This window comes from Streptomyces sp. NPDC001492, from assembly GCF_053597275.1.
In genome coordinates, this window is the sequence record NZ_JBSFHW010000038.1 from 86,116 (window position 1) to 107,671 (window position 21,556).

20 protein-coding genes and 1 riboswitch are annotated in these 21,556 nt (G+C 69.1%); of the genes, 4 read left to right on the forward strand and 16 right to left on the reverse strand.

Features of this window, described 5'->3' with window-relative positions; all coding sequences use genetic code 11:
• Positions 1–17: 17 nt before the first annotated feature.
• Both ACWC1K_RS36980 and ACWC1K_RS36985 read right to left on the reverse strand, forming a co-directional pair.
• Positions 18–1,640, reverse strand: coding sequence for a GMC oxidoreductase (locus ACWC1K_RS36980; RefSeq protein WP_450837297.1), 1,623 nt, complete (start codon positions 1,638–1,640; stop codon positions 18–20).
• Between the two features lie 146 nt (positions 1,641–1,786).
• The gene (locus ACWC1K_RS36985; protein WP_450837277.1) at positions 1,787–2,929 is read right to left on the reverse strand and encodes a glycosyltransferase family 4 protein; all 1,143 of its coding nucleotides are present in this window, start codon (positions 2,927–2,929) and stop codon (positions 1,787–1,789) included.
• A 139-nt stretch (positions 2,930–3,068) separates the two neighbouring features.
• Here ACWC1K_RS36985 and ACWC1K_RS36990 point away from each other — a divergent pair, with 139 nt between their 5' ends.
• On the forward strand, positions 3,069–4,304 hold the full coding sequence (locus ACWC1K_RS36990) for a glycosyltransferase 87 family protein (protein WP_450837278.1): 1,236 nt from the start codon (positions 3,069–3,071) through the stop codon (positions 4,302–4,304).
• Positions 4,305–4,334: 30 nt separating this feature from the next.
• Here ACWC1K_RS36990 and ACWC1K_RS36995 read toward each other — a convergent pair whose 3' ends face one another.
• The 5 genes from ACWC1K_RS36995 to ACWC1K_RS37015 all read right to left on the reverse strand — a co-directional run bounded on the left by ACWC1K_RS36995 (position 4,335) and on the right by ACWC1K_RS37015 (position 9,892).
• Positions 4,335–5,525, reverse strand: coding sequence for a hypothetical protein (locus tag ACWC1K_RS36995; protein WP_450837279.1), 1,191 nt, complete (start codon positions 5,523–5,525; stop codon positions 4,335–4,337).
• Between the two features lie 32 nt (positions 5,526–5,557).
• Complete coding sequence (locus ACWC1K_RS37000) at positions 5,558–6,574, reverse strand: NlpC/P60 family protein (protein WP_450837280.1); 1,017 nt, start codon at positions 6,572–6,574, stop codon at positions 5,558–5,560.
• A 428-nt stretch (positions 6,575–7,002) separates the two neighbouring features.
• On the reverse strand, positions 7,003–8,037 hold the full coding sequence (locus tag ACWC1K_RS37005) for an NlpC/P60 family protein (protein WP_450837281.1): 1,035 nt from the start codon (positions 8,035–8,037) through the stop codon (positions 7,003–7,005).
• 237 nt (positions 8,038–8,274) lie between these two features.
• On the reverse strand, positions 8,275–9,618 hold the full coding sequence (locus tag ACWC1K_RS37010) for an NYN domain-containing protein (protein ID WP_450837282.1): 1,344 nt from the start codon (positions 9,616–9,618) through the stop codon (positions 8,275–8,277).
• A 34-nt stretch (positions 9,619–9,652) separates the two neighbouring features.
• A complete protein-coding gene (locus tag ACWC1K_RS37015; RefSeq protein ID WP_009309707.1) occupies positions 9,653–9,892 on the reverse strand; it encodes a hypothetical protein in 240 nt (79 codons plus the stop codon).
• A gap of 164 nt (positions 9,893–10,056) precedes the next feature.
• Between ACWC1K_RS37015 and ACWC1K_RS37020 the strand changes: the two genes are divergently transcribed.
• Entirely contained in the window at positions 10,057–10,809 is a 753-nt protein-coding gene (locus tag ACWC1K_RS37020) for a rhomboid family intramembrane serine protease (RefSeq protein WP_450837283.1), read from the forward strand.
• A gap of 42 nt (positions 10,810–10,851) precedes the next feature.
• On the forward strand, positions 10,852–11,133 hold the full coding sequence (locus ACWC1K_RS37025; protein WP_099928230.1) for an Lrp/AsnC family transcriptional regulator: 282 nt from the start codon (positions 10,852–10,854) through the stop codon (positions 11,131–11,133).
• A gap of 96 nt (positions 11,134–11,229) precedes the next feature.
• On the opposite strand, the gene ACWC1K_RS37030 is transcribed toward ACWC1K_RS37025, so the two are convergent.
• The 6 genes from ACWC1K_RS37030 to ctaE form a co-directional block, all read right to left on the reverse strand.
• Positions 11,230–12,591, reverse strand: coding sequence for an aminotransferase class V-fold PLP-dependent enzyme (locus ACWC1K_RS37030; RefSeq protein WP_450837284.1), 1,362 nt, complete (start codon positions 12,589–12,591; stop codon positions 11,230–11,232).
• Between the two features lie 163 nt (positions 12,592–12,754).
• Positions 12,755–12,871, reverse strand: a riboswitch (SAM riboswitch).
• Between the two features lie 71 nt (positions 12,872–12,942).
• The gene (trpD, locus tag ACWC1K_RS37035) at positions 12,943–14,007 is read right to left on the reverse strand and encodes an anthranilate phosphoribosyltransferase (protein ID WP_450837285.1); all 1,065 of its coding nucleotides are present in this window, start codon (positions 14,005–14,007) and stop codon (positions 12,943–12,945) included.
• A 133-nt stretch (positions 14,008–14,140) separates the two neighbouring features.
• Complete coding sequence (qcrB, locus tag ACWC1K_RS37040; protein ID WP_450837286.1) at positions 14,141–15,775, reverse strand: cytochrome bc1 complex cytochrome b subunit; 1,635 nt, start codon at positions 15,773–15,775, stop codon at positions 14,141–14,143.
• Entirely contained in the window at positions 15,772–16,827 is a 1,056-nt protein-coding gene (gene qcrA / locus ACWC1K_RS37045) for a cytochrome bc1 complex Rieske iron-sulfur subunit (protein WP_450837287.1), read from the reverse strand. The genes qcrB and qcrA overlap by 4 nt, the downstream gene beginning before the upstream one ends.
• Positions 16,824–17,633, reverse strand: a complete 810-nt coding sequence (gene qcrC, locus ACWC1K_RS37050; RefSeq protein WP_450837288.1) for a cytochrome bc1 complex diheme cytochrome c subunit — start codon at positions 17,631–17,633, stop codon at positions 16,824–16,826. Before qcrC ends, qcrA begins: the two co-directional genes overlap by 4 nt.
• A gap of 80 nt (positions 17,634–17,713) precedes the next feature.
• Positions 17,714–18,334, reverse strand: coding sequence for an aa3-type cytochrome oxidase subunit III (ctaE, locus tag ACWC1K_RS37055; protein ID WP_019067823.1), 621 nt, complete (start codon positions 18,332–18,334; stop codon positions 17,714–17,716).
• A 145-nt stretch (positions 18,335–18,479) separates the two neighbouring features.
• On the opposite strand from ctaE, the gene ACWC1K_RS37060 reads away from it, so the two are divergent.
• Positions 18,480–18,884: a response regulator gene (locus ACWC1K_RS37060; protein WP_099928237.1), complete on the forward strand. Its 405-nt coding sequence runs from the start codon at positions 18,480–18,482 to the stop codon at positions 18,882–18,884.
• A 117-nt stretch (positions 18,885–19,001) separates the two neighbouring features.
• Here the strand turns inward: ACWC1K_RS37060 and ACWC1K_RS37065 are convergent, their stop codons facing one another.
• From ACWC1K_RS37065 to ACWC1K_RS37075, 3 genes are all read right to left on the reverse strand, one after another.
• The gene (locus ACWC1K_RS37065; protein WP_450837289.1) at positions 19,002–20,261 is read right to left on the reverse strand and encodes an Ig-like domain-containing protein; all 1,260 of its coding nucleotides are present in this window, start codon (positions 20,259–20,261) and stop codon (positions 19,002–19,004) included.
• A 132-nt stretch (positions 20,262–20,393) separates the two neighbouring features.
• Positions 20,394–20,792, reverse strand: a complete 399-nt coding sequence (locus tag ACWC1K_RS37070) for a cytochrome c oxidase subunit 4 (protein ID WP_450837290.1) — start codon at positions 20,790–20,792, stop codon at positions 20,394–20,396.
• Positions 20,789–21,556, reverse strand: a 768-nt coding sequence (locus ACWC1K_RS37075) for a cytochrome c oxidase subunit I (protein WP_450837291.1), incomplete at its 5' end; no start/stop codon positions are given. The genes ACWC1K_RS37070 and ACWC1K_RS37075, both read right to left, overlap by 4 nt.

A 21,556-nucleotide genomic window follows, 5' to 3' on the forward strand; every position in this document is an offset into this window, starting at 1 on the left:
CCCGGTCCGACGACGGCTCATGGCGCGGTGTCCTCCACGAGGACCCGCGCCATCGTCCGTTCGGCGAGCGCGGTGATCGTCACGAACGGGTTCACGCCGATCGACCCCGGCACCAGCGAGCCGTCGGTGACGTACAGCTTCGAATACCCCTTCACCCGGCCGTAGTTGTCGGTCGCCTTGCCGAGGACGCAGCCGCCCAGCGGGTGGTAGCAGAAGTCGTCGGCGAAGACCTTGTTGGACGAGCCGAAGAGGTCGTAGCGGTAGATGGTCGCGTTGGCCGAGTTGATCCGGTCGAACAGCTTCTTGGCCATGGCGACCGAGACGGCGCTCTGCGCGGCACTCCAGCCGAGCTTGACCCCACCGGTCGAGGAGTCGTACGTGAAGCTCGCCCGCTCCGGGTTCTTGGTGATCGCCAGATAGAGGCTGACCCAGGTCTCGAACCCGATGGGCAGCGGGGCGATCTCCGCGAAGACCGGGTTGGCGGTGTTGGCCCAGTCGTCGATGCCCATGACCGGCATGGTCGACTGGTTGGCGCCGGTGGTGTCCCAGATGTGGTTGGCGCGGCCGAGCATGGTGTTGCCGTTGGTGCCCCAGCCGGCGCCGACGCTGGAGTTCAGCGCGGGCAGGGCGCCCGTGTCCCGGGCCCGGACGAGGAGTTCGGTGGTGCCGAGGCTGCCGCCGCCCAGGAAGAGGTACGTGCAGCTGTACTGCTTGGTCTCGACGACGGCGCCGGTGTTGTCGATCCGGTCCGCGGTCAGGGTCCAGCTCCCGTCGCTCGCCCGGCCGATGGCCTTCACCTTCTCCAGGGTGTTGATGGTGACGTTCCCGGTGCCGAGCGCCGAGGCCAGGTACGTCTTGTCGAGGCTGCGCTTGCCGTGGTTGTTGCCGTAGATGACCTCCTGCCCGAGCGCGGACCTGGTGGCCGTGCCGGCCGCCTCGCGCTGCATGTAGTCGAAGTCGTAGACGTTCGGGACGAAGGTGGTCCTCAGACCGGTCTTCGCCGCGGCCTTACGGGAGGTCCGGGTGAACTGGTACCACTCGGTGGACTCGAACCACGCGGGGTCGACGGTGTTGACTCCGAGCATGGAACGGGCCCGCGGGAAGTACGTGTTGTACATCTCGCCCGCGTCCACGGTCGGGAACTGCTCCGTGAAGTACGACTGGAGCGGGGTGACCGCCATGCCGCCGTTGACCAGGGAGCCTCCGCCGACGCCGCGGCCGACGTACACGGACATGTTGTCGTAGTGCACGCGGTCCAGGGCGCCGGGGTACGGGGTGATGTCCTTGTTGACGACGTCCAGCCACAGGAAGCTGGCCAGCGGGGCTTCGGTGCGGCTGCGGAACCACATGGAGCGCTGGTCCGGGTTGGCGGTGTTGCAGAAGACCTTGCCGTCGGGGCCGGGGGTGTTCCAGAGGCGGCCCATCTCCAGGACGAGGGTGCGGATGCCGGCCTGGCCCAGGCGGAGGGCGGCGACGGCGCCGCCGTAGCCGGAGCCGACCACTATCGCCGGGGCGGAATCGACTGCGTCGGGCTCGGCGGCGTGGGCGGATTCGAGGCCTATGCGGGTGAGGCCCGCTGCCGCGGCCGTCTGTAGGGCTATCATGCCCAGGATTTGACGTCTCGTCAGCTGACGTTGCATCAGTTTTGCTGTCATGCGCGCAGCATGTGCGGATTTTCCGGTTCCGCCTAGAGGTGGTGCGGGTTTTGGGACGCCATCCGGGGTGCCTCGTGCTCAATCTGGCGACCGCGGGCTGTATGTGGCTTGTCGCGCAGTTCCCCGCGCCCCTAGAAAAGCCGCTTCAGCTGCTCGGCGAGCAAGTCCCACCGCCACTTTTCCTCGACCCACTCCCGGCCCCGCTCCCCCATGCGCCGCCGCAGCTCGGCATCGCCCAGGAGTACGACGATGCGCTCGGCTGCCTCCTCGGCGGAGCCGCCCCGCACCACCCAGCCCGTCTCGCCGTCGAGTACCGCGTCGGGGGCGCCGCCCGAGTCACCCGCCACGACCGGCAGGCCTGTCGCCGATGCCTCCAGGTACACGATCCCCAGCCCCTCCACGTCCAGCCCGCCCCGCCGCGTCCGGCACGGCATCGCGAAGACGTCGCCGGCGCCGTAGTGGGCCGGGAGGTCGGACCAGGGGACCGGGCCCGTGAAGCGCACCGAGTCGGCCACGCCGGTCTCGTGGGCCAGCCGCCGCAGGTCCTTCTCGTACGGGCCGCCGCCGACGATCAGCAGCACCGCATCCGGCTCGGCGGCCAGGATCTGCGGCATGGCGAGGATGAGGGTGTCCTGGCCCTTGCGCGGCACCAGGCGGGACACACACACGACCACCGGCCGGTCGGTGAGGCCGAGCCGCGCCCGGATCGCGGCGCCGCCCGACTCCGGGTGGAAGATCTTCTCGTCGACGCCCGGCGGCAGCTGCACCATCCGCCCGGCCGCCGCAGGGGTCAGGGCAGTGGCGATCCGCGAGCGCGTGTACTCGCCGAGGTAGGTGATCGTGTCCGTCGACTCCCCGATCCGGCGCAGCAGCTGCCGGGCGGCGGGGAGCTGTGCCCACCCCGCCTCATGACCGTGGGTCGTGGCCACCAGCCGCTCGGCACCCGCCTTGCGCAGCGCCGGCGCCATCAGCCCGAGCGGCGCCGCCGCCCCGAACCACACCGACGTACAGCCGTGCTCCCGCAGCAGCCCGACCGCCCGCCGGGTGGCGCCCGGCGTGGGCAGCAGCATCGTCGTGGGGTCGCGTACGACGGTGAAGGGCTGCTCGGCGTCGAAGGCGGCCGTGGCCTCGATCCCCTCCCGGCTGCGCTTCCAGGTGGACGCGTAGACGACGAGGCGGTCCGGGTCGAGCCGTAGCGCCATGTTGTGCAGGAACGCCTGGATACCGCCCGGGCGGGGCGGGAAGTCGTTCGTCACGATCAGGGTCTTGTGCATCGCCGCCGACCCTATCCAACGGGCATCCAACGGTCGCGCACAGCTCGGCACGGCCACGTTTATGGCAAGCACACACCTGCACAGGACATCATGTTCCCCTCAAGACCGGAACGGGAAAGCAGACGGAAACGGGGCTCCGGTGGACATTGCGGGCGGAAGGCGGTCCCTCGCGGGACTGCTGGTGACCTGGGGCCTGACCAGGCTGGTGCTGCTGCTGTTCGTCCTCAAGGTGTTCGTCTTCCCCGGCCCGGACGTCACGACCGACGTGTCCGTGATCTACCAGGGCTGGTACGAGACCCTGCGCCACGGCACCTTCCCGCTGGACGACGTCACCTGGCAGTACCCGCCCGCCGCCGCCCTCCCGATCCTCTCCCCCGCGCTGCTGGGCTTCCTCGACTACGCGACGGCCTTCTTCGTCCTCGCCTTCCTGGCGGACCTGGTCGTGCTGTCGCTGCTGCTGTACGCGGGGCTGCGGCCCGGCAAGACCGTGCGCGGCGCCTGGGTGTGGGTGCTGGGGGTACCGCTGCTCGGTCCGACGGTGTACGCACGCTACGACGTGATGGTCACCGCGGTGGCCGTGGCCGGGCTGCTCGCGGGCGCCCGGCATCCGCGCGTGATGGGCCTCCTCGTGGGCTTCGGGGCGATGCTGAAGGTGTGGCCGGCGCTGCTGCTGGTCGGCGCCCGCAAACGCGGCACCTGGGCCTGGGCGGCGGCGACCGTGGCCGCGCTGGCGGCGCTGTTCGCGGTGACCATGCCCGGCGCGTTCGCCTTTCTGACCTTTCAGCGCAGCAGGGGCACCGAGGTGGAGTCGCTGGGCTCCCTCGTCTTCCACATCGCCCGGCAGTTCGGCTGGAACGGCCAGGTGCTGCTGAACTACGGCTCGATCGAGTTCCTCGGCCCGTACGTCGGCCTCGTCAGCTCCGCGGCCCTGTGCCTGACCGGCGTCGTCTTCGGCTGGCTGCTGCTGTGGCGGCTGATGGCGACCCGGTTCCTGCCGAACACGCTCGCGGACGCGGCCTTCGTGGCGGTGCTGATGTTCACGGTCACCAGCCGGGTGATCAGCCCGCAGTACCTGGTGTGGCTGGTCGGTCTCGCGGCCGTCTGCCTGTGCTTCCGCAGCAGCCGGATGAAGGTGCCGGTTGCTCTGGTCCTCGCGGCCTCGTTCGTGACGGTGCTGGAGTTCCCCCTCTGGTTCCAGCACGTCGTCATGAGCGACACCCTCGGCGTCGCCCTGCTCGTCGTCCGCAACGGCCTGCTGGTCGTCGCCGCCGTGCTCGGGGCCGTGGAACTGTGGCAGTCGACGGTCTCCCGCGAGCCCGTACCGCCCCTGCCCACTCAGGCGACGCGCACCAGGGAGACCTCGACCTCCCCCTGACCCACCCCGCGACGCCGGTACCCGGCTTGATCAGCCGAGTCGGGCCCGGAGGTAGGCCCGCCACTGCCGGGTGAACTTCTCCGGTGTCGTCCCCAGCACCTTCTGCATCGCGCCCGCCACCGAGCCCGCCCGCTGCCGGTGGTCGCCGACCGCGCGGTAGAACCGCCCGAGCCGCTCAGGACCCCACTGCTGGGCGATCAGCCGGCAGGCCATCCAGCCGCCCTCGTAGGCCTGCGCCAGCTTCGTCGCGTCGCCGCTGAAGCCGAAGTCCTTGTCGGTGGGCAGATGTTCCGGCACCCGCCCCTCGCTCACCGCCCGCGCCAGCTCGGGCGCGGCCTCGGGCGAAGTGCGGCCGGTGCCCAGGTAGCCGATCCAGTCGGCGTACCCCTCGGACAGCCACAGCGGGGTGGCCGCATTGGTGTGGGCACGGGTCGCGACATGGGTCGTCTCGTGGGTGAGGACGACCTGCTTGCCCAGCGGGCCGAGGAGGGCGTACGCGTCCGGGTTGACGATGATGCGGTCCGCGGGCGCGGTCGGCGGGCCGCCCACCTCGCCCGTGGTGACCGCCGCGATCCCGCGGTACTGGGAGGCGGGCGAACCGAGCAGCCCCGCCATGCCCTGCACCGACCCCGGCACGAGCACCACCACGTGTCCCGCCCAGTCGCCGCCCCAGGCCCCGGACACGGCGGGCACCGCACGGTCCGCGAGGTCCGCGTAGGAGTGCAGCGCCTCGCTGGACTGCCCCGTGCCCAGAACGATGCTGTGGCTGCCGCGTACGACGGTCACCGCGCCCTGGTCCCACAGCTGCTGGGCGGACTTCCTGGCGGGCCTGTCCGCGTCCACGTACCACTGCCCGTCGCTCCCTCGGGAGAGGCTCAGGGTGCGGCCGACGGTCACGGGCGCGTTGTCGTATCCCTCGATGCGGTAGCGCAGTTCGGCGTCGGCGGTCGCCTCGTCGCCGGTGCGGTGCAGGGCGGTCACGCGGTACGACCAGGACGCCAGCGGCACTCCGCGCAGGTTCTCGAACCAGCCCGGGGCGCCCGTCTTCAGGAAGGCCGCCCGGTCGCGGTCGAGGACGGCGGTGGAGCGCCGGTCGAGGACCCGCTGCAGATCGGCCCCGGCACCGCCGCCGGCGGGCTGCCCGCCGCACGCCACCAAAGAGACGAGCAGCAGCACGAGCGCCACCACCGAGAACTTCGACGCCCGCCCACGACCAGCCACTTTCCGATCGTAAGGCCGACAGGGCCGGTTGGTCAGACCCTGGTGACCGAGGACACCGGCAGCATGTCCACCGGGTCGTAGCGCACGGGCGCGCCGGGATAGGGCGCGTGGATCACCTGGCCGTTGCCCATGTACATCCCGACATGGCTGGCGTCGGAACGGTAGACGACCAGGTCCCCGGGGCGTGCCTCGGAGAGCGGGATCTGCCGGCCGGCGTACGCCTGCTCCTGCGAGGTGCGCGGCAGCTGGACCCCGGCCTGCGCGTACGACCACTGCATCAACCCCGAACAGTCGAAGCCGTAGGGACCGGTGGCGCCCCAGACGTACGGCATGCCGAGGGCGGAGCGGGCGGCGGCCATGGCGGCGGCCGCGCGGGCCGAGGCCGGCACGGCGCCGCCCAAGTCGGGGAAGAGCTCGCCGCGGTCGCCCCGGGAGGCGCGGCTGTAGGCGGCACGCTCCCCGTACGGCAGGGAGTTGAGCAGCCGACGGGCCTCGGCGAGCTTCTTCTCCACGATCCTCTTGTGGAAGGCGACGGCCTTGCGGCTCTTCTCCAGCTCGGCCAGCTTGCCGACCGCTTCGGCACGCTCCTGGGCCACGTCCCGCATCGAGGACTGGAGGTCTCTGAGCTCGCCCGCCTGATGGGCGTTGATCCGGTCCAGGACGGAGGCCTTGTCGAGGTAGTCGGACGGGTTGTCGGAGAAGAGCAGGGCGAGGGTCGGGTCGATGCCGCCGGAGCGGTACTGGGCGACGGCCAGCGAACCGAGCGACTCCCGCACGGAGTTGATGCGCTCCTGCTGCCGGGCGATCAGGTCCTGCGCGTCGTGCACCTGCTTCTGCAGCCTGCCTGCGGTTTCGTCGGCCTTGTTGTAGGCCTCGGTCGCCTTCTCGGCCTCCGCGTAGAGGCGGTCCACCTCGGCCCGGGTGTGGTCGTACGGAGCGGCGTCGGCCGGGACGGCCCCGAGGGCGGAGGCCGCGGCGGACAGCACGCACAGGGCGGTGCCGGCGCCCCGGTTGAACCCGGACGGTGCAGGGCGGCGGTGGGACCTCACGAGTAGCGACGCTCCTTCCATTGCCGGACGCCACCGGCCTCCCCCGGACGCCGGGGGAAAGACGGCGGACATTGACGCCCTCTCCGACCCCGGAGGGCAGGAGATTCCGGTCCGCACCGCTTCGCGATGCCACCACGGGTTCCTGTTTCACAGGCCTCCGCCGGCCCAGGTGGGCAGGTCTTGCGCGGCCTCCGCAGGCGTGACTTCCCGCCCGTCCGGCGGTAGGTCCGACGACTTCCGTCGAGGGACGCGGTGATGCTAGCCACGTGAGTGCGCGGCGGCCAGCGACCTCTGCGGGCACACAAAACGCGACGCCCCGCCTCTGACGCAGGTCATGGGCGGGGCGTGGGGTCAGTGCGGGTTCACGTAATTCGCCCGTTCGGGCGGACCGGTGTCCTGATCTTGGAACGGATCCTCAGGGGCGCGTGTCAGATGCGGACACCGAACTGGAACGGCATGTTGTTGATCGACTCGTAGCGCACGGTCGTGCCGGTGCGCGGGGCGTGCAGCACCATGCCGTTGCCCGCGTAGAGGGCGACGTGGTGCAGGTCGCCGTAGAAGAGCACGAGGTCGCCGACCTGGAGCTGGCCCTCGGAGTAGATCCGCGTGCCGGCGTTGGCCTGCGCCTGCGAGGTGCGCGGTATCGAGACGCCGGCCTGGGCGTAGGCCCAGGAGGTCAGGCCCGAGCAGTCGTAGGAGGCGGTGCCGGTGGCGCCGTAGACGTACGGCTTGCCGATCTGGGTCTTGGCGGCGTCGAAGGCCGCCTGGGCCCGGGCGGAGGCGGCGGTCGCGTCGCCGAGGTCGACCCGCTCGCTGGCCGAGCGGCTGGCGCGGGCGTCGGCGGCGGCGAGCGCGGCCCGCTCCGCGGCCGTCAGCGAGTTGAGCAGCTTCTGCGCCTCGGCCAGCTTGCCCTGGATGTCCTTCTTCTTGTTGCCCAGCTCGGTGCGGGTGGCCGCGAGGTCCTTGAGCTTGTCGGAGGCCTCGGCGCGCTCCTGGGCGAGTTCGCGCTGCTTCTCCTGGATCTTCTTCAGCGCCTCGACCTGCTGGGCGCTGAGCTGGTCGGCGGTGGACGCCTTGTCCAGGTAGTCGTTCGGGTTCGACGACAGGAAGAGCTGGAGGGACGAGTCGATGGTGCCGGTGCGGTACTGCGCGGCCGCCGCCAGACCGATGGAGTCACGCAGCTGGTTGAGCTCCTCCTGGCCGCGGGCGACGTTGTCCTGGATGGTGGAGATCTCCTTCTGGAGCTTCTCCTGCTTCTCCTTGGCGCCGTTGAACTTCTCGGTGGCCTGCTCGGCCTCCTCGTACAGCTTGTCGACCTTGGCCTTGACCTCGTCCTTGGAGGGCTTCTCGCTCGGCGCTGCGTTCGCGGCCTGGGCGCTGATGGCAACAGCGGCAGCAGCTGCGGTGGTGAGCACAGTCACGCGAGCCCGGCTCGGCTGCTTCGGTCGACGATGGGACGCCACGGAAGAGGGCTCCTTCTTGTGAGTGATCACCCGCTCGGAGGTTCGAGGCCCGACCTTAGTGACCTTCTTGTGATCACTTCAAATCCTCGCGTGAAAAATCTTAGTGACGCAATGCATTCTTTGCACATAACCCACATGCGGTGACGCCAGGTTGACGCTACGTTGCGTGACGATTGCGCCAATTCGGTCATTAAACCTAGAAGTTCGACCTACGGGACAGCGGCCCGGGAAGCGGCTTCAGGACAGCCGCTTCAGGAGCATCGCCGAGGCGATGGGCCGCGCCCCCGCGCGGGCCACTCCGTCGGCCACCTCGCGGTCCGTGGAAGCCACGATCACGGGCCTCCCGGGGGGCTCCGCGCGCACCAGCTGGCGGATCAACTCGTCCGCCGTGACGCCCGGTTTGGAGAACAGCACCCGCACTCCGCGCGGCGGCGCGAGCAGCACCGGAGCGGCCAGCTCGGCCCCGTCGAAGACACAGGTGACCTCGGCGCCGGTCTGTGCAGCGAGTTGCGAAAGCTGCCCGAGGAGCCTCAACCGCTGCTTCTCCAGAGGCATTTGGGGATAACCCGTTTTGGTGACGTTGTAACCGTCGACGACCAGGTGCGCCTGCGGCAGTGCGAGCAACTGGTCCAGGATCGCGGGGTCGTTCTCGGACAAAGCGCGCGCAGCGATGTCCTTCGGGGTCATTCGTCCCGGTTCGACCGCATCGACGGTCTCCGCCGGCCGTACGGACACCGGCGGCAGCGCCAGCTCCCTGCGCAGTCCCTGGGCCGCGTCCAGGACGGTGTCCAGAAGCAGGCGCACGCGCATGTCCTCGACACTGCGCCCCTCGCGCGCTGCTTTGCGCGTGGCCTCCAGGGCGGCCTCCGCCTCCCCGAGCCGCGACTTCAGCCGCCGGGACTCGCTCTCGGCGGCGGACACCTGGGCCTGCGCCTCGGCGCGTACGGTCTCGACCTCGCCCTGGATCTTGCGCAGGGCGGCCTCGCCCCGCTTGACGTCGCTGTGGGCCGCCCGCAGCTTGCGGTGCAGCGAGTCGGCCTCCTTCTTGGCGGCGTCCAGCTCGGCACGGAGCCGCTCGGTGTCGACCCGGGTCTGCTCCCGGGCCCGGTCGAGCTCCGCACGCAGCCGCTCCAGCTCGGCCCGGCTCTCCTCGTCGGCGCGCTCGGCATCGGCCCGCTGGGCCTCCTCGCCGGCCGCGGTCACCAGCTTCACCCAGCCGGTGGGCCGCAGAACATAGGCCGCGGCCGCCACGTCGAGCGGATCCGCGGCCGGGGGCGGCGAGCCGGAGTCGAGAGCGCCGGTGAGTTCCGGCTGGGCCTCTCTCAGCTTCTCCCCGATGCGCTGCCGGAACAGCGGATCGGTCTCCAGCGCGGCCGCCATCGCGTTGCCGGCGAACTTGGCCCGCCGGTTCGGCGCGAAACGGGCGTACTGCCTCAGCTGTGCGGGCAGTTCGCCGACGGTCAGCCCGCCGAAGCCGTCCGAGACGATCTGGACGACCCTGCGGCGCACTCCGTCGGGCAGCGGACGGTCAAGCACCTCAGCGGTGCCGTCGCCCGGCCCCCCGCCTGTGGTCTCCACCATCCGTCACACCCCATTACCTGTGGGGCCGCTCCGCTCAGGAGTCGGCGCCCGGCCTGTCCACGAGTTCCACCTGATCCACCGCGTTGCACCAGCGACAGCGCACCGACTCGATGGTCTCACTGACCACCTCGCGCTCCTCGACCTTCGGCTCGCCGGCCAGATCGAGGTGGACGTACTCGACCACCTTCGACGAGCGGGTCACGTCGAAACGCGTGAGGTTGCCGCAGAGGGTGCAGCGCCACCGCGTCGTGGCGGTCGGGAGGGGAACCGTCATCGTGCCTGTGCTCTTTCCTTCTAGGTCTTCTATTGTCAACGACGCCCGAGCTTCCCCGGGCGTGTGGCTCGTACCCTACGGCCTGGCACGGACTCGCCGCCCGTCCGTCCACGGCGGCGAGGCGGTCTGTGCGACTGCGTCCCGTTACGTCATGCTCTGTGTTCATGATCGGCAAGTGGAGCGCGACCGTCGGCAGAGCGATCCGGCGCCCCTCGGCGCCCATGACGTACACGCTGATCACCCTGTGCTGTCTGCTCTTCGTGACCGGCCCGGCGGCCGGCCTCGATCCGGCCCACGGCTCCGGCGACGCGCTGCTCGCCGCCCAGCGCACCTATTTCCACCGCTGGGGTGTCGTCCCGGCCGAGCTGTTCCAGGGCTCCCCCAGGGCCGCCCTGACCCCCGCCACGGCTCTGTTCGTGCACGGCAGCTGGGTGCACCTGCTCGGCAACATGCTCTTCCTCTACGTCTTCGGGGCGATGACCGAGGAACGGATGGGCCGCGTCCAGTTCACGCTCTTCTACGTCGGCTGCGGCTACCTCGCCCTGCTGGGGTACGCGGCGGCGAACTCCACGTCCCAGCAGTCCCTGGTCGGCGCGTCCGGGGCGATCTCAGCGGTCCTGGGCGCGTTTCTGTACCTGTTCCCCGGGGCACGGGTGACCAGTCTTCTGCCGTTCCTGTTCTTCCTGCCCCTGCGCTTCCCTGCCTGGATCGTGCTGCCCTTCTGGGCGGCCCTGCAGTGGCTGGCGGCCAGGCATGCGGCGACGGGACCGGGGGTGGCCTATCTGGCCCACCTGGTGGGCTTCGGCCTGGGCTTCGTCTACGCCTGGGTCCGGTTCGGCCGTACCACTGCTGTGTCTTCCCGGGGGACAACCCCCGGACCCCCGGCAGAAAGACCAGGCCGGCTGGACCGCGAGTAGGGTGAGAGGCCCAACAATGGCCCCCAAGGGAGAGAACCAGCCGTGATCACCGCGATCGTCCTCATCAAGACCAGCGTGGACCGGATCCCCGAGATCGCAGAGCGGATCGCTTCGCTGGAGAGCGTGAGTGAGGTTTTTTCCGTGACCGGGACGTATGACCTGATCGCGATGGTTCGGGTGAAGCAGCATGAGGATCTTGCTGATGTGATCCCTGGCAGCATCAGCAAGATCCCCGGTGTCGAGGCCACGGACACGCATGTTGCGTTTCGGACGTACTCGCAGCATGACCTTGAGGCCGCGTTTGCCATCGGGCTGGACTCGTGAGGGGCGCCTAGGCCTTTGCGGGGCGCGGTTCGTGTGCGACTCCCGGCCCGTCGGGGCTGGTCGCGCAGGTCCTCGCGCCCCTAAAGGTGCCGCTGCTCAGACCGCGGGGACGCAGCGGCCGTCCTCCGTGCGGTACTGCCACTTCGCGCCGTCCGTCACCAGTTCCTTGACGGCGGTGACGAAGCGCTCGACGTGCTCGTCGGGGGTGCCGGCGCCGAAGCTGACGCGGATGGCGTTGAGGGACTTTTCGCCGGGGGCGGCCTCGGGGGCGCCGCACTCGCCCTGCGTCTGGGGGTCGCTGCCCAGGAGGGTGCGCACCAGCGGGTGGGCGCAGAAGAGGCCGTCGCGGACGCCGATGCCGTACTCGGCGGAGAGCGCGGCGGCGAAGTGCGAGCTGTTCCAGCCCTCGACGACGAAGGAGAGGACGCCGACCCGGGGCGCGTCGTCGCCGAAGAGGGACAGCACCTTGACCTGCGGGACCTCCGCCAGGCCCGCGCGGACCTTCTCGATCAGGTGCTGCTCGCGGGCGACCAGGGTGTCGAAGCCGGCCTCGGTGAGCGCCTTGCAGGCGGAGGCGATGGAGTAGGCGCCGATCACGTTCGGGGAGCCGGCCTCGTGGCGGGCGGCGCTGTCGTGCCATTCCACGTCGACGCCGCCGTCCTCGCGCCGGGTGACCTTGCGGCTGGCGCCGCCGCCCGCGAGGTAGGGGTCGGCGGCCTGCAGCCAGTCCGCGCGGCCGGCCAGCACGCCGGAGCCGAAGGGCGCGTACAGCTTGTGGCCGGAGAAGGCGACCCAGTCGACGTCGAGGTCCTGCACGGAGACGGGGTGGTGCGGGGCGAGCTGGGCGGCGTCCAGGACGATACGGGCGCCGTGCGCGTGGGCCGCGGCCGCGAGCTCGCGCACCGGCCACAGCTCGCCGGTGACGTTGGAGGCGCCGGTGACGCAGACCAGGGCGGGACCGTAGGGGTCCCGGCCGGCGAGGGCGCGCTCCAGGGACTCGACGGCCTGCTGCGGGGTGCGCGGGGCGTTGAGGTAGGTGACCCGGGCGTCCTTCCAGGGCAGCAGGCTGGCGTGGTGCTCGGTCTCGAAGACGAAGACCTGGCAGTCGGCCGGAAGGGCCTGCGCCAGCAGGTTGAGGGAGTCCGTGGTCGAGCGGGTGAAGATCAGCTGGTCGTCGGGGCGGCAGTCGAGGAACTCGGCGACCGTCCTGCGGGCGTTCTCGAACAGGTCGGTGGAGAGCTGCGAGAGGTAGCCGGCGCCGCGGTGGACGCTGCCGTAGTAGGGCGCGTACGCCGCGACGTCGTCCCACACCCGCTGGAGGGCCGGCGCGCTGGCCGCGTAGTCGAGTGCCGCATAGGTGACTTCGCCGCCCGTGACGAGCGGGACGGTGACATCCCTGCCTAGAACGGGCAGAGGGGCACAAATGGAGGTGGCGACGGCAGCGGTGGAGACAGACATGGCGGAACTCCCGTGGAAGCAGGCGGAATTCGCCCCGCGAGCGGCACGGCTCAAGCAGGGGCGTGAAAAGGAAAGGGGATGCGGAGGCGGGGCTCTGCGGCCCTATCGCATTCGCTTGCTCACGGAAGGCTCCTCGACGACCAGGACCCCTGGTTGCTCGAGGGGTCCGCGCTTGCCGTAGACCTCGCTGCCTACGGCCTGGTCTTCACCCGGGGCACCCCGCCACGGACGGAGGGTTGCCGGACAGTCGGCCGGGGCCTCATGACTGTCACTCATGACCTGGACAGGAACGTACGTGAAGTGATCGCGGTCCCGCAACCCGTGTCCGCATTACGGGACCGCGCTCTCCTGCTATGCGTTGCTGGCCGCCACCCAGCGCTCCAGCGCCCGCTTGGCCGCGCCGGAGTCGATCGACTCCGCCGCCTTGTCCATGCCGGCCCGGAGCTGCTCGGCCAGCGTCCCGGGGCCCGGGTCGAGGGCCACGAGGGCCGCCGCCGAGTTCAGCAGTACGGCGTCCCGTACGGGGCCCTTCTCGCCGTCGAGGAGCCTGCGGGCGACCTCCGCGTTGTACGACGGGTCGCCGCCCCGCAGGGCCTCCACCGGGACCAGTTCGAGGCCGACGTCACGGGGGTCGAAGGCCTCCTCGGTGACCTTGCCGTCGCGGACGACCCAGACGCGCGAGGTGGCCGTCGTCGTCAGCTCGTCGAAGCCGTCGTCGCCGCGGAACACCAGGGAGGAGTTGCCGCGTTCGGCGAAGACACCGGCGATGATCGGCGCCATGCGCGGATCGGCGACGCCGACGGCCTGCGCCCTCACCCGCGCCGGGTTGGTCAGCGGGCCGAGCGCGTTGAACACCGTACGGATGCCCAACTGGCCGCGCGCGGCGCCCACGTGACGCAGTGCCGGGTGGAACTTGATGGCGAAGCAGAAGGTGATCCCGGCTTCCTCGGCGACCTCCGCGACCCGCTTCGGCGTCAGCTCCAGATTGACGCCGAGCTTCTCCAGGACGTCCGAGGCACCGGACGCCGAGGAGGCGGCCCGGTTGCCGTGCTTGACGACCTTCGCGCCCGTGCCGGCGATGACGATCGCGGACATGGTGGAGATGTTCACGGTCTTCGCGCCGTCACCGCCGGTGCCGACGATGTCGACGGTCCGGCCGGGCACCTCGATCACGTTGGCGTGCTCGTACATCGCCCGGACCAGCCCGTTGATCTCCTCGACGGTCTCGCCCTTGGCCCTGAGCGCCACCACGAACCCGGCGATCTGCGCGTCGGTCGCCTCGCCCCGCATGATCTGGTCCATCGCCCAGAAGGTCGCCTCGGCGCTCTGGTCACGGCCGTACAGCAGGGCGTTCAGTACCTCGGGCCAGGATCGGCCCGCCGCGGTGTCGCCTCCAGCGGGGGTCACAGCGCTCATAGGGCCGCTCCTGGTCGTCGTAGAAGAAGAAAACGAGTGTGAGGCCACCCTATCCAGCTCAGGGCATGGAGAAGGGCCCCCGTCCGAGAACCGGACGGGGGCCCTTCTGCCGTGGCGTGGCGAGCCGCAGCGATCAGTGGTGGCCGTGGCCGCTCGTGATCTCCCTGTACTCCTCGACGGTCGGCTTCGGAATCTGGGACTCCTCGCCGTAGTACGCCTCGCTCAGCTTGGCGCGCAGCTTCTCGGAGCCCTTGACCTTGCGCTCGACGCCGTTCTCGTCGACCGTCGGGCCGATCTCGGCCGGCTTGTACTGCTCGTGCGCCGTGAGGGTGTGCAGGGCGTCCTGGCTGAGCGGCTCGTGGACCTCGATGAACTCACCGTGCGGCAGGCGCTTGATGATGCCCGACTCGCGGCCGTGCAGCACCTTGTCCTTGTCGCGACGCTGGAGGCCGAGGCAGATCCGCTTGGTGGCGATGAACACCAGCACCGGCACGACGAAGAAGGCGACCCGGACGAACCAGGTGATCGCGTTGATCGACAGGTGGAAGTGCGTGGCCCAGATGTCGTTTCCGCCACCGACCAGGAGCACGAAGTACCAGGAGATCCACGCGGCACCGAACCCCGTACGCGTCGGGGCGTTGCGCGGGCGGTCCAGGATGTGGTGCTCGCGCTTGTCGCCGGTGACCCAGGACTCGATGAACGGGTAGACCGCGATCGTGACCAGGACCAGCGGGAAGATGATCAGCGGGATGAACACGCCCAGGACGAGCGTGTGGCCCCACAGGTTGATCTCCCAGCCCGGCATGACACGGATCAGGCCCTCGGAGAAGCCCATGTACCAGTCCGGCTGGGCGCCGGTGGACACCATGTCCGGACGGTAGGGGCCCATGGCCCAGATCGGGTTGATCGAGGCGATCGCCGCGATGGCCGCGATGACGCCGAAGACCAGGAAGAAGAAGCCGCCGGCCTTCGCCATGTACACGGGCAGCAGGGGCATGCCGACGACGTTGTTGTTCGTCTTTCCGGGGCCCGCGAACTGCGTGTGCTTGTGGTAGAAGACCAGGATCAGGTGCGCCACCATCAGGCCGAGCATGATGCCCGGCAGCAGCAGGATGTGGACCGAGTAGAAGCGGGCCACGAAGTCGCCGCCCGGGAACTCGCCGCCGAAGAGGAACATCGACAGGTACGTGCCGACGATCGGCACGGACAGGATCGCGCCCTCCATGAAGCGGACACCGGTACCGGAGAGCAGGTCGTCCGGGAGCGAGTAACCGGTGAAGCCGGTGAACATGCCGAGGACGAACAGCAGGAAGCCGAAGACCCAGTTGACCTCACGCGGCTTGCGGAACGCGCCGGTGAAGAACACACGCATCATGTGCACGAACATGCCCGCGAGGAAGATCAGCGCGGCCCAGTGGTGGATCTGCCGGATCAGCAGACCACCGCGCACATCGAAGGAGATGTGCAGGGTCGAGTTGAACGCCTCGGACATCATCTGGCCCTGCAGCGGGATGTAGCTGCCGTGGTACTCCACCTCGTTCATCGACGGGTGGAAGAACAGCGTCAGATACACACCCGTGAGGATGATGATGATGAAGCTGTACATGCACACTTCGCCCAACATGAACGACCAGTGGTCGGGGAAGATCTTGCGCATGTTGGTCTTGGCCAGGGAGTAGATCCCCAGCCGGCCGTCGGCCCAGTCGGCGACGCGCTCGCCGGCCGGCGCTTTGCCGCGCCGGGACTCGTTGTTCTCGTTGGTGCTCATCCGCGCTCCCAGAATGCAGGACCGACGGGCTCCTCGAAGTCGCCGAGCGCCTCGAGGTAGCCCTGGTCGTTCACGCCGATGCGCAGCTGCGGCAGGGCGTGACCGGCGGGGCCGAAGATCACCCGGGCACCGTCGGAGAGGTCGAAGGTGGACTGGTGGCAGGGGCACAGCACGTGGTGCGTCTGCTGCTCGTACAGCGAGATCGGGCAACCGACGTGGGTGCAGATCTTCGAGTACGCCACGATGCCCTGGTAGGACCAGTCGAGTTCCTGCTTGTCCTTGATGTTCTCCGGCTGGATCCGGACGATCATCAGGGCAGCCTTGGCGATCTCGGTCTGGAAGTTCTCGTCGTGCTCTTCCAGGCCCTCGGGCTTGACGAAGGTGAGCGAGCCGACCGCGACATCGGAGGGACGCAGCGGCTCGTTGGTGTTCATGTTGACGAGCAGCTTGCCCTTGGACCACAGCGTGTGGCGCAGCTTGGTCCCCGGCAGCGGTCCGAGGTCGCGCAGCAGCATGACACCGGAGAGCGGGAACAGGGCCAGCGCACCGAACATCGTGTTGCGGATGAGCTTGCGGCGGCCGAGCGCGGACTCCTTGGCGCCCTGCTTGAAGTCGGCCATGACCTTGGCCTTGACCTCGGGGGACGCCTCGATCGGGTGCCGCTCGTCGGCGATCTCCACGTCGGACATCAGGGTGCGGGCCCAGTGGACCGCGCCCGCGCCGATGGCGAACAGCGCGAGACCCAGGGTCAGGCCCAGCGCGAAGTTCAGCGCGTTGATGTGGCCGATCGGGAAGACGAAGATCGCCTTGTCGTGCGGGATCGCCACATACGAGGCGATGAAGCCGACCGTGGCCAGCATCGAGACCGTGAACAGCATGGCCACCACACGCTCGGACCGCTTGGCGGCCCGCTCGTCGATGTCCTGCACCCGGTGCTCGTGGGGCGGCAGACCGGGGTCCGCGAACGGGTTCTTCTCGTCCGCGAGGCTTACGGTGCCGTGCGCGTCCTGCTCAGCGGGCAGGTTCTCTTCTGGAATGTCTTGGCTACTCATGACTTCTTGGCCTTTGCGGTCCGAGCGGCGACCCAGACGGCGACCGCGATCAGCGCGCCGAGTCCGAAGATCCAGGCGAACAGGCCCTCGGAGACCGGGCCGAGTCCGCCCAGCTCAAGGCCGCCGGGGCTCTCGGTGTCGTCTCCGTTGACCGCGTGGAGGTACGCGATGATGTCCTTCTTGTTCTGCTCCGACATCGTGGTGTCGGGGAACGACGGCATGTTCTGCGGGCCGGTCTGCATGGCCTCGTAGATGTGCTTCGGGGCGACGCCCTCGAGGCTGGGGGCGAACTTGCCGTGCGTCAGCGCACCGCCCTTGCCGGTGAAGTTGTGGCACTGCGCGCAGTTGGTGCGGAACAGCTCGCCACCCTTGGCGATGTCGGCACCGTCCGGACCGTACTGCGCCTTCGTCGGGATGGACGGGCCGGCGCCGAGGGAGGAGATGTACGCGGCGAGCTGGTCGATCTCGGCCTGCGAGTAGATGACCTTCTTCTTCGGGACCTGAGCGCCCGGCTGCTGGGCCGGCATACGGCCGGTGCCGACCTGGAAGTCGACGGCCGCGGCGCCCACGCCGATGAGGCTCGGACCGTCGGTGGTTCCCTGACCGCCGGTGCCGTGGCAGCTGGCGCAGCCCACGGAGTAGAGCTTCTTGCCCTCGTCGATGGCAAGGGACTGGGCGGTGTCATCGGCCTGCGCCTTGCTCGCGGGTGCGAACGCGGCGTACAGCCCCCCGGTGCATGCCAGCGCGAGGAGTAGGACGACGAGAGCCGCCATGGGATGGCGTCGTCGTGCGGAGAGCTTTTTCACGGATTACCCCGGTGTCAGGATCTTCTGCGTCGATGCTTGTGGGTTGTGCGCCGCGCGGGCGCACGCGGGAACGGGCCCGGCTACTTGATCAGGTAGATCGTGGCGAAGAGGCCGATCCACACGACATCGACGAAGTGCCAGTAGTAGGACACGACGATGGCCGCGGTCGCCTGCTCGTGGGTGAACCTCTTGGCCGCGTAGGTGCGGCCGAGAACGAACAGGAAGGCGATGAGGCCGCCCGTCACGTGCATGCCGTGGAACCCGGTGGTCAGGTAGAACACCGAGCCGTACGGGTCGGAGGACAGGGAGAGCCCGTCCTTCTTCACCAGCTCCGTGTACTCGAAGATCTGACCGCCGATGAAGATCGCACCCATCACGAACGTGATGATGAACCAGCCCCGGAGCTTCTTCACGTCCCCGCGCTCGGCGGCGAACACGCCGAGCTGGCAGGTGAGGGAGGAGAGCACCAGGATCGTGGTGTTGGTCGCGGAGAACGGAAGGTTGAGATGGCTCGCCATCTCCTTCCAGTGATCCGGACCGGTCACCGATCGCAGGGTGAAGTACATCGCGAAGAGGGCCGCGAAGAACATCAGCTCGGAACTCAGCCAGATGATGGTTCCGACGCTGGTGAGGTTCGGCCGGTTGACCGACGGGTGCGCGTGCCCGGTTTCTACTGTCGTTGCTGTCGCCACGACCGACATTATGTCGGTCGCTTATCCCGCCCTCACTCCGGGGGGTGCCGTTCGGAGTGTTGCTACCGTCCATACCGGTGTTGACGTGGTGTTGAACGGAGTAACATCCGCCCCATCGGGCCTTTCCGTACGACGCTGACGTCTCGGAGGAACTATGCAGCCGACCGCCACGGTGCTGGTCTACAGCGACGACTCCAACACCCGCGAACAGGTGCGGCTCGCGACCGGGCGCAGGCCCGCTCCCGACGTTCCCGTCGTCGAGTTCCTGGAGTGTGCGACGCCGGCCGCCGTCATCAAGGAGCTGGACCGGGGCGGCATCGACGTGTGCGTCCTGGACGGCGAGGCCGTGCCCATGGGGGGCATGGGGGTGTGCCGGCAGATCAAGGACGAGGTGTTCAACTGCCCGCCGGTGCTGCTGCTCATCGGGCGGCCTCAGGACGCTTGGCTGGCCACGTGGAGTCGGGCGGATGCCGCTGTGACCTTGCCTGTGGAGCCTGTGGAGTTCGCTGCGGCGTTGGCTTCGCTGTTGCGGCAGAAGGCGCTTCAGCAGAGCGCGTAAGCGCTTCGCTGGATGTAGCGGTCGAGGCAGTCAGACGTCTGCGAGCCCGTCGTGGCTGGTCGCGCCCACGCGGCGGAGCCGCATATCGATACAGCCCCGCGCCCCTTTCAGGGGCGCTCACACTGCCGTTGGGCGGAGTCGTGCCGCATCGTCCGGGCTCGGGCCGTCCGGAGTGCCGCCCACCAGGGCGCTGCCCGTGCGCCAGTTCTTCCAGGTGAGGTTCCAGTCGCCGAAGCCGTTGCCGAAGGGTTCCATGGTGTCGCCGTTGGAGTTGATGACCTTCACCACGTCGCCCTCGTGGACGGTGTTGAAGAACCACTCGGCGTTCGCGGTGCTCATGCCGGTGCAGCCGTGGCTGACGTTGGCGTAGCCCTGGGAGCCCACTGACCAGGGGGCGGCGTGGACGTACTCGCCGCTCCAGGTGAGGCGGGTGGCCCAGTAGACGGGCAGGTCGTAGGAGTCGGAGCTGCCTTCGGCGATGCCCACCGTGGCGCTGCGCATGCGTACGAAGGACTGCTTGCCCAGTACGACCTTGACGCCGTTGCGGGTCTCGAAGCCGGGCTTGCCGGTGGTGACGGGGACTTCCCTGATGTCCTCGCCGTTCTTGTACACCGTCATGGAGTGTGCCGAGGCGTCGGTGACGGCGATGATGCTGTCGCCGATGGTGAGCTTCAGCGGCTTGCTCCTGGCGCCCCACAGACGGTCGCCGACCTTGATGCCGTCCAGGTTGCTGTGCACCTGGACGACGGCGTGGGCGGGCCAGTAGTCCTTGGGGCGGTAGTGGAGTTCCTTGTCGTCCACCCAGTGCCAGGCGCCCTGCACGGCGGGGACCGAGTCCACCCGCAGCGCCCGTTCCACGATGGCGCGTTGGGTCCTGTCCTTGACGGGCCGGTTCAGCTGGGCGGTGACGGGCTGGCCGACGCCGTAGTCGCCGGAGTCGGGGCCGAACTTCACGTCCAGGCTCTTCTTGGTGGTGGGGGTGCTGGTGTCGAAGGTGAGGACCTTGCGGCCCGGCGCCCCGTCCTCGTCCTCCGTGCTCACCCGCACCGTGTAGTGGGCGTTGGCGGCGAGCGGGGAGGTGCTGTGCCAGCGGGTGCCGTCGGCGGAGAGTTCGCCCGCCACGAAGCGGCCTGCGGCGTCCGTGGCGGTGACGTCCGTGATGCGGCCGCCGTCCTCGGCGGTGACCTCGAGGGGCTTGTCCGGGTCGGCCGTCTTCGCGCCGCCCTTGAGGCCGTTGAAGGAGAGCTGGTCCGTCGCGTCGTACGGCTTGCCGGCCAGCGGGTTGCCCCCGCTGCTGCAAGCGGTGCCGCCCGCGCCGAGGGCGATCACCAGCAGAGTGCAGCTGACGACGGTGCGGGTGCGCGGAGAGTGGTTCATGTCCCTCACGCTATGGACGTTCGTCAAGGACGGCGCGCGCAGTAATCCGTACGAGGGAACAGTTTTGGGGCAAAAGCGGGAGCCCGGACGCTCCTTTCGGAGTGTCCGGGCTCCCTGTGCGCCCTGCGCGTGCTACTGGGTGCGGTTCTCACCGCGGTAGTACTCGAAGACCCAGCCGTACAGGCCGATCATGATGATCGGCGCCGAGAAGTACAGCAGCCACCAGCCGATCGCGATCGACAGGAAGGCGAGCGCACCACCGACCCCGAGGGCCAGCGGCTGCCAGCTGTGCGGGCTGAAGAACCCGACCTCGCCGGCGTCGTCGGCGACGTCCGCCTCCTTGTTGTCCTGCGCACCGGCGTCGACCCGCTTGGCCGTGAAGCCGAGGTAGAAGCCGACCATGATGCACAGACCGAAGGCCAGGAAGAGGGCCGTGGTACCGGCCGGCTCCTTCGACCACACGCCATAGACGACGGCCATGGCGAGGATGAAGATGCTCAGCCACATGAACATCTTGCCCTGGATCTTCACTTGCCGGCCTCCTTGCCACCAGCCAGAGCCTTCTCACCGTGAGGCGCGTTCTCGAGCTGGTCGAGAGCGGCGATCTCAGGGTGATGCAGGTCGAACGCCGGGGATTCGCTGCGGATCCGCGGCAGGGTGAGGAAGTTGTGCCGCGGCGGCGGGCAGGACGTCGCCCACTCCAGCGAGCGGCCGTAGCCCCACGGGTCGTCGACGCCGACCGGCTTGCCGTACTTGGCCGTCTTCCACACGTTGTAGAGGAACGGCAGGATCGACATGCCGAGCAGGAACGAGCTGATCGTCGAGACCGTGTTCAGGGCGGTGAAGCCGTCGGCCGCGAGGTAGTCCGCGTAACGACGGGGCATGCCCTCGGCACCCAGCCAGTGCTGGACCAGGAAGGTGCCGTGGAAGCCGATGAACAGCGTCCAGAAGGTGATCTTGCCGAGGCGCTCGTCGAGCATCTTGCCGGTCATCTTCGGCCACCAGAAGTGGAATCCGGAGAACATCGCGAAGACGACGGTGCCGAAGACCACGTAGTGGAAGTGCGCCACCACGAAGTACGAGTCCGAGACGTGGAAGTCCATCGGCGGCGAGGCCAGGATGACACCCGTCAGACCACCGAAGGTGAAGGTGACCAGGAAGCCGGTCGCCCAGAGCATCGGGGTCTCGAAGGACAGGGAGCCCTTCCACATCGTTCCGATCCAGTTGAAGAACTTCACGCCGGTCGGTACGGCGATGAGGAACGTCATGAAGGAGAAGAACGGGAGCAGTACACC

Excerpts from the sequence above, each read along its gene's own strand:
- ACWC1K_RS36980 (WP_450837297.1), bottom strand. The coding sequence starts at position 1,640 with ATGCAACGTCAGCTGACGAGACGTCAAATCCTGGGCATGATAGCCCTA.
- ACWC1K_RS36985 (WP_450837277.1), bottom strand. The coding sequence starts at position 2,929 with ATGCACAAGACCCTGATCGTGACGAACGACTTCCCGCCCCGCCCGGGC.
- ACWC1K_RS37010 (WP_450837282.1), bottom strand. The coding sequence starts at position 9,618 with ATGGTGGAGACCACAGGCGGGGGGCCGGGCGACGGCACCGCTGAGGTG.
- ACWC1K_RS37015 (WP_009309707.1), bottom strand. The coding sequence starts at position 9,892 with ATGACGGTTCCCCTCCCGACCGCCACGACGCGGTGGCGCTGCACCCTC.
- ACWC1K_RS37020 (WP_450837283.1), top strand. The coding sequence starts at position 10,057 with ATGATCGGCAAGTGGAGCGCGACCGTCGGCAGAGCGATCCGGCGCCCC.
- ACWC1K_RS37030 (WP_450837284.1), bottom strand. The coding sequence starts at position 12,591 with ATGTCTGTCTCCACCGCTGCCGTCGCCACCTCCATTTGTGCCCCTCTG.
- trpD (WP_450837285.1), bottom strand. The coding sequence starts at position 14,007 with ATGAGCGCTGTGACCCCCGCTGGAGGCGACACCGCGGCGGGCCGATCC.
- qcrB (WP_450837286.1), bottom strand. The coding sequence starts at position 15,775 with ATGAGCACCAACGAGAACAACGAGTCCCGGCGCGGCAAAGCGCCGGCC.
- qcrA (WP_450837287.1), bottom strand. The coding sequence starts at position 16,827 with ATGAGTAGCCAAGACATTCCAGAAGAGAACCTGCCCGCTGAGCAGGAC.
- ctaE (WP_019067823.1), bottom strand. The coding sequence starts at position 18,334 with ATGTCGGTCGTGGCGACAGCAACGACAGTAGAAACCGGGCACGCGCAC.
- ACWC1K_RS37060 (WP_099928237.1), top strand. The coding sequence starts at position 18,480 with ATGCAGCCGACCGCCACGGTGCTGGTCTACAGCGACGACTCCAACACC.
- ACWC1K_RS37065 (WP_450837289.1), bottom strand. The coding sequence starts at position 20,261 with ATGAACCACTCTCCGCGCACCCGCACCGTCGTCAGCTGCACTCTGCTG.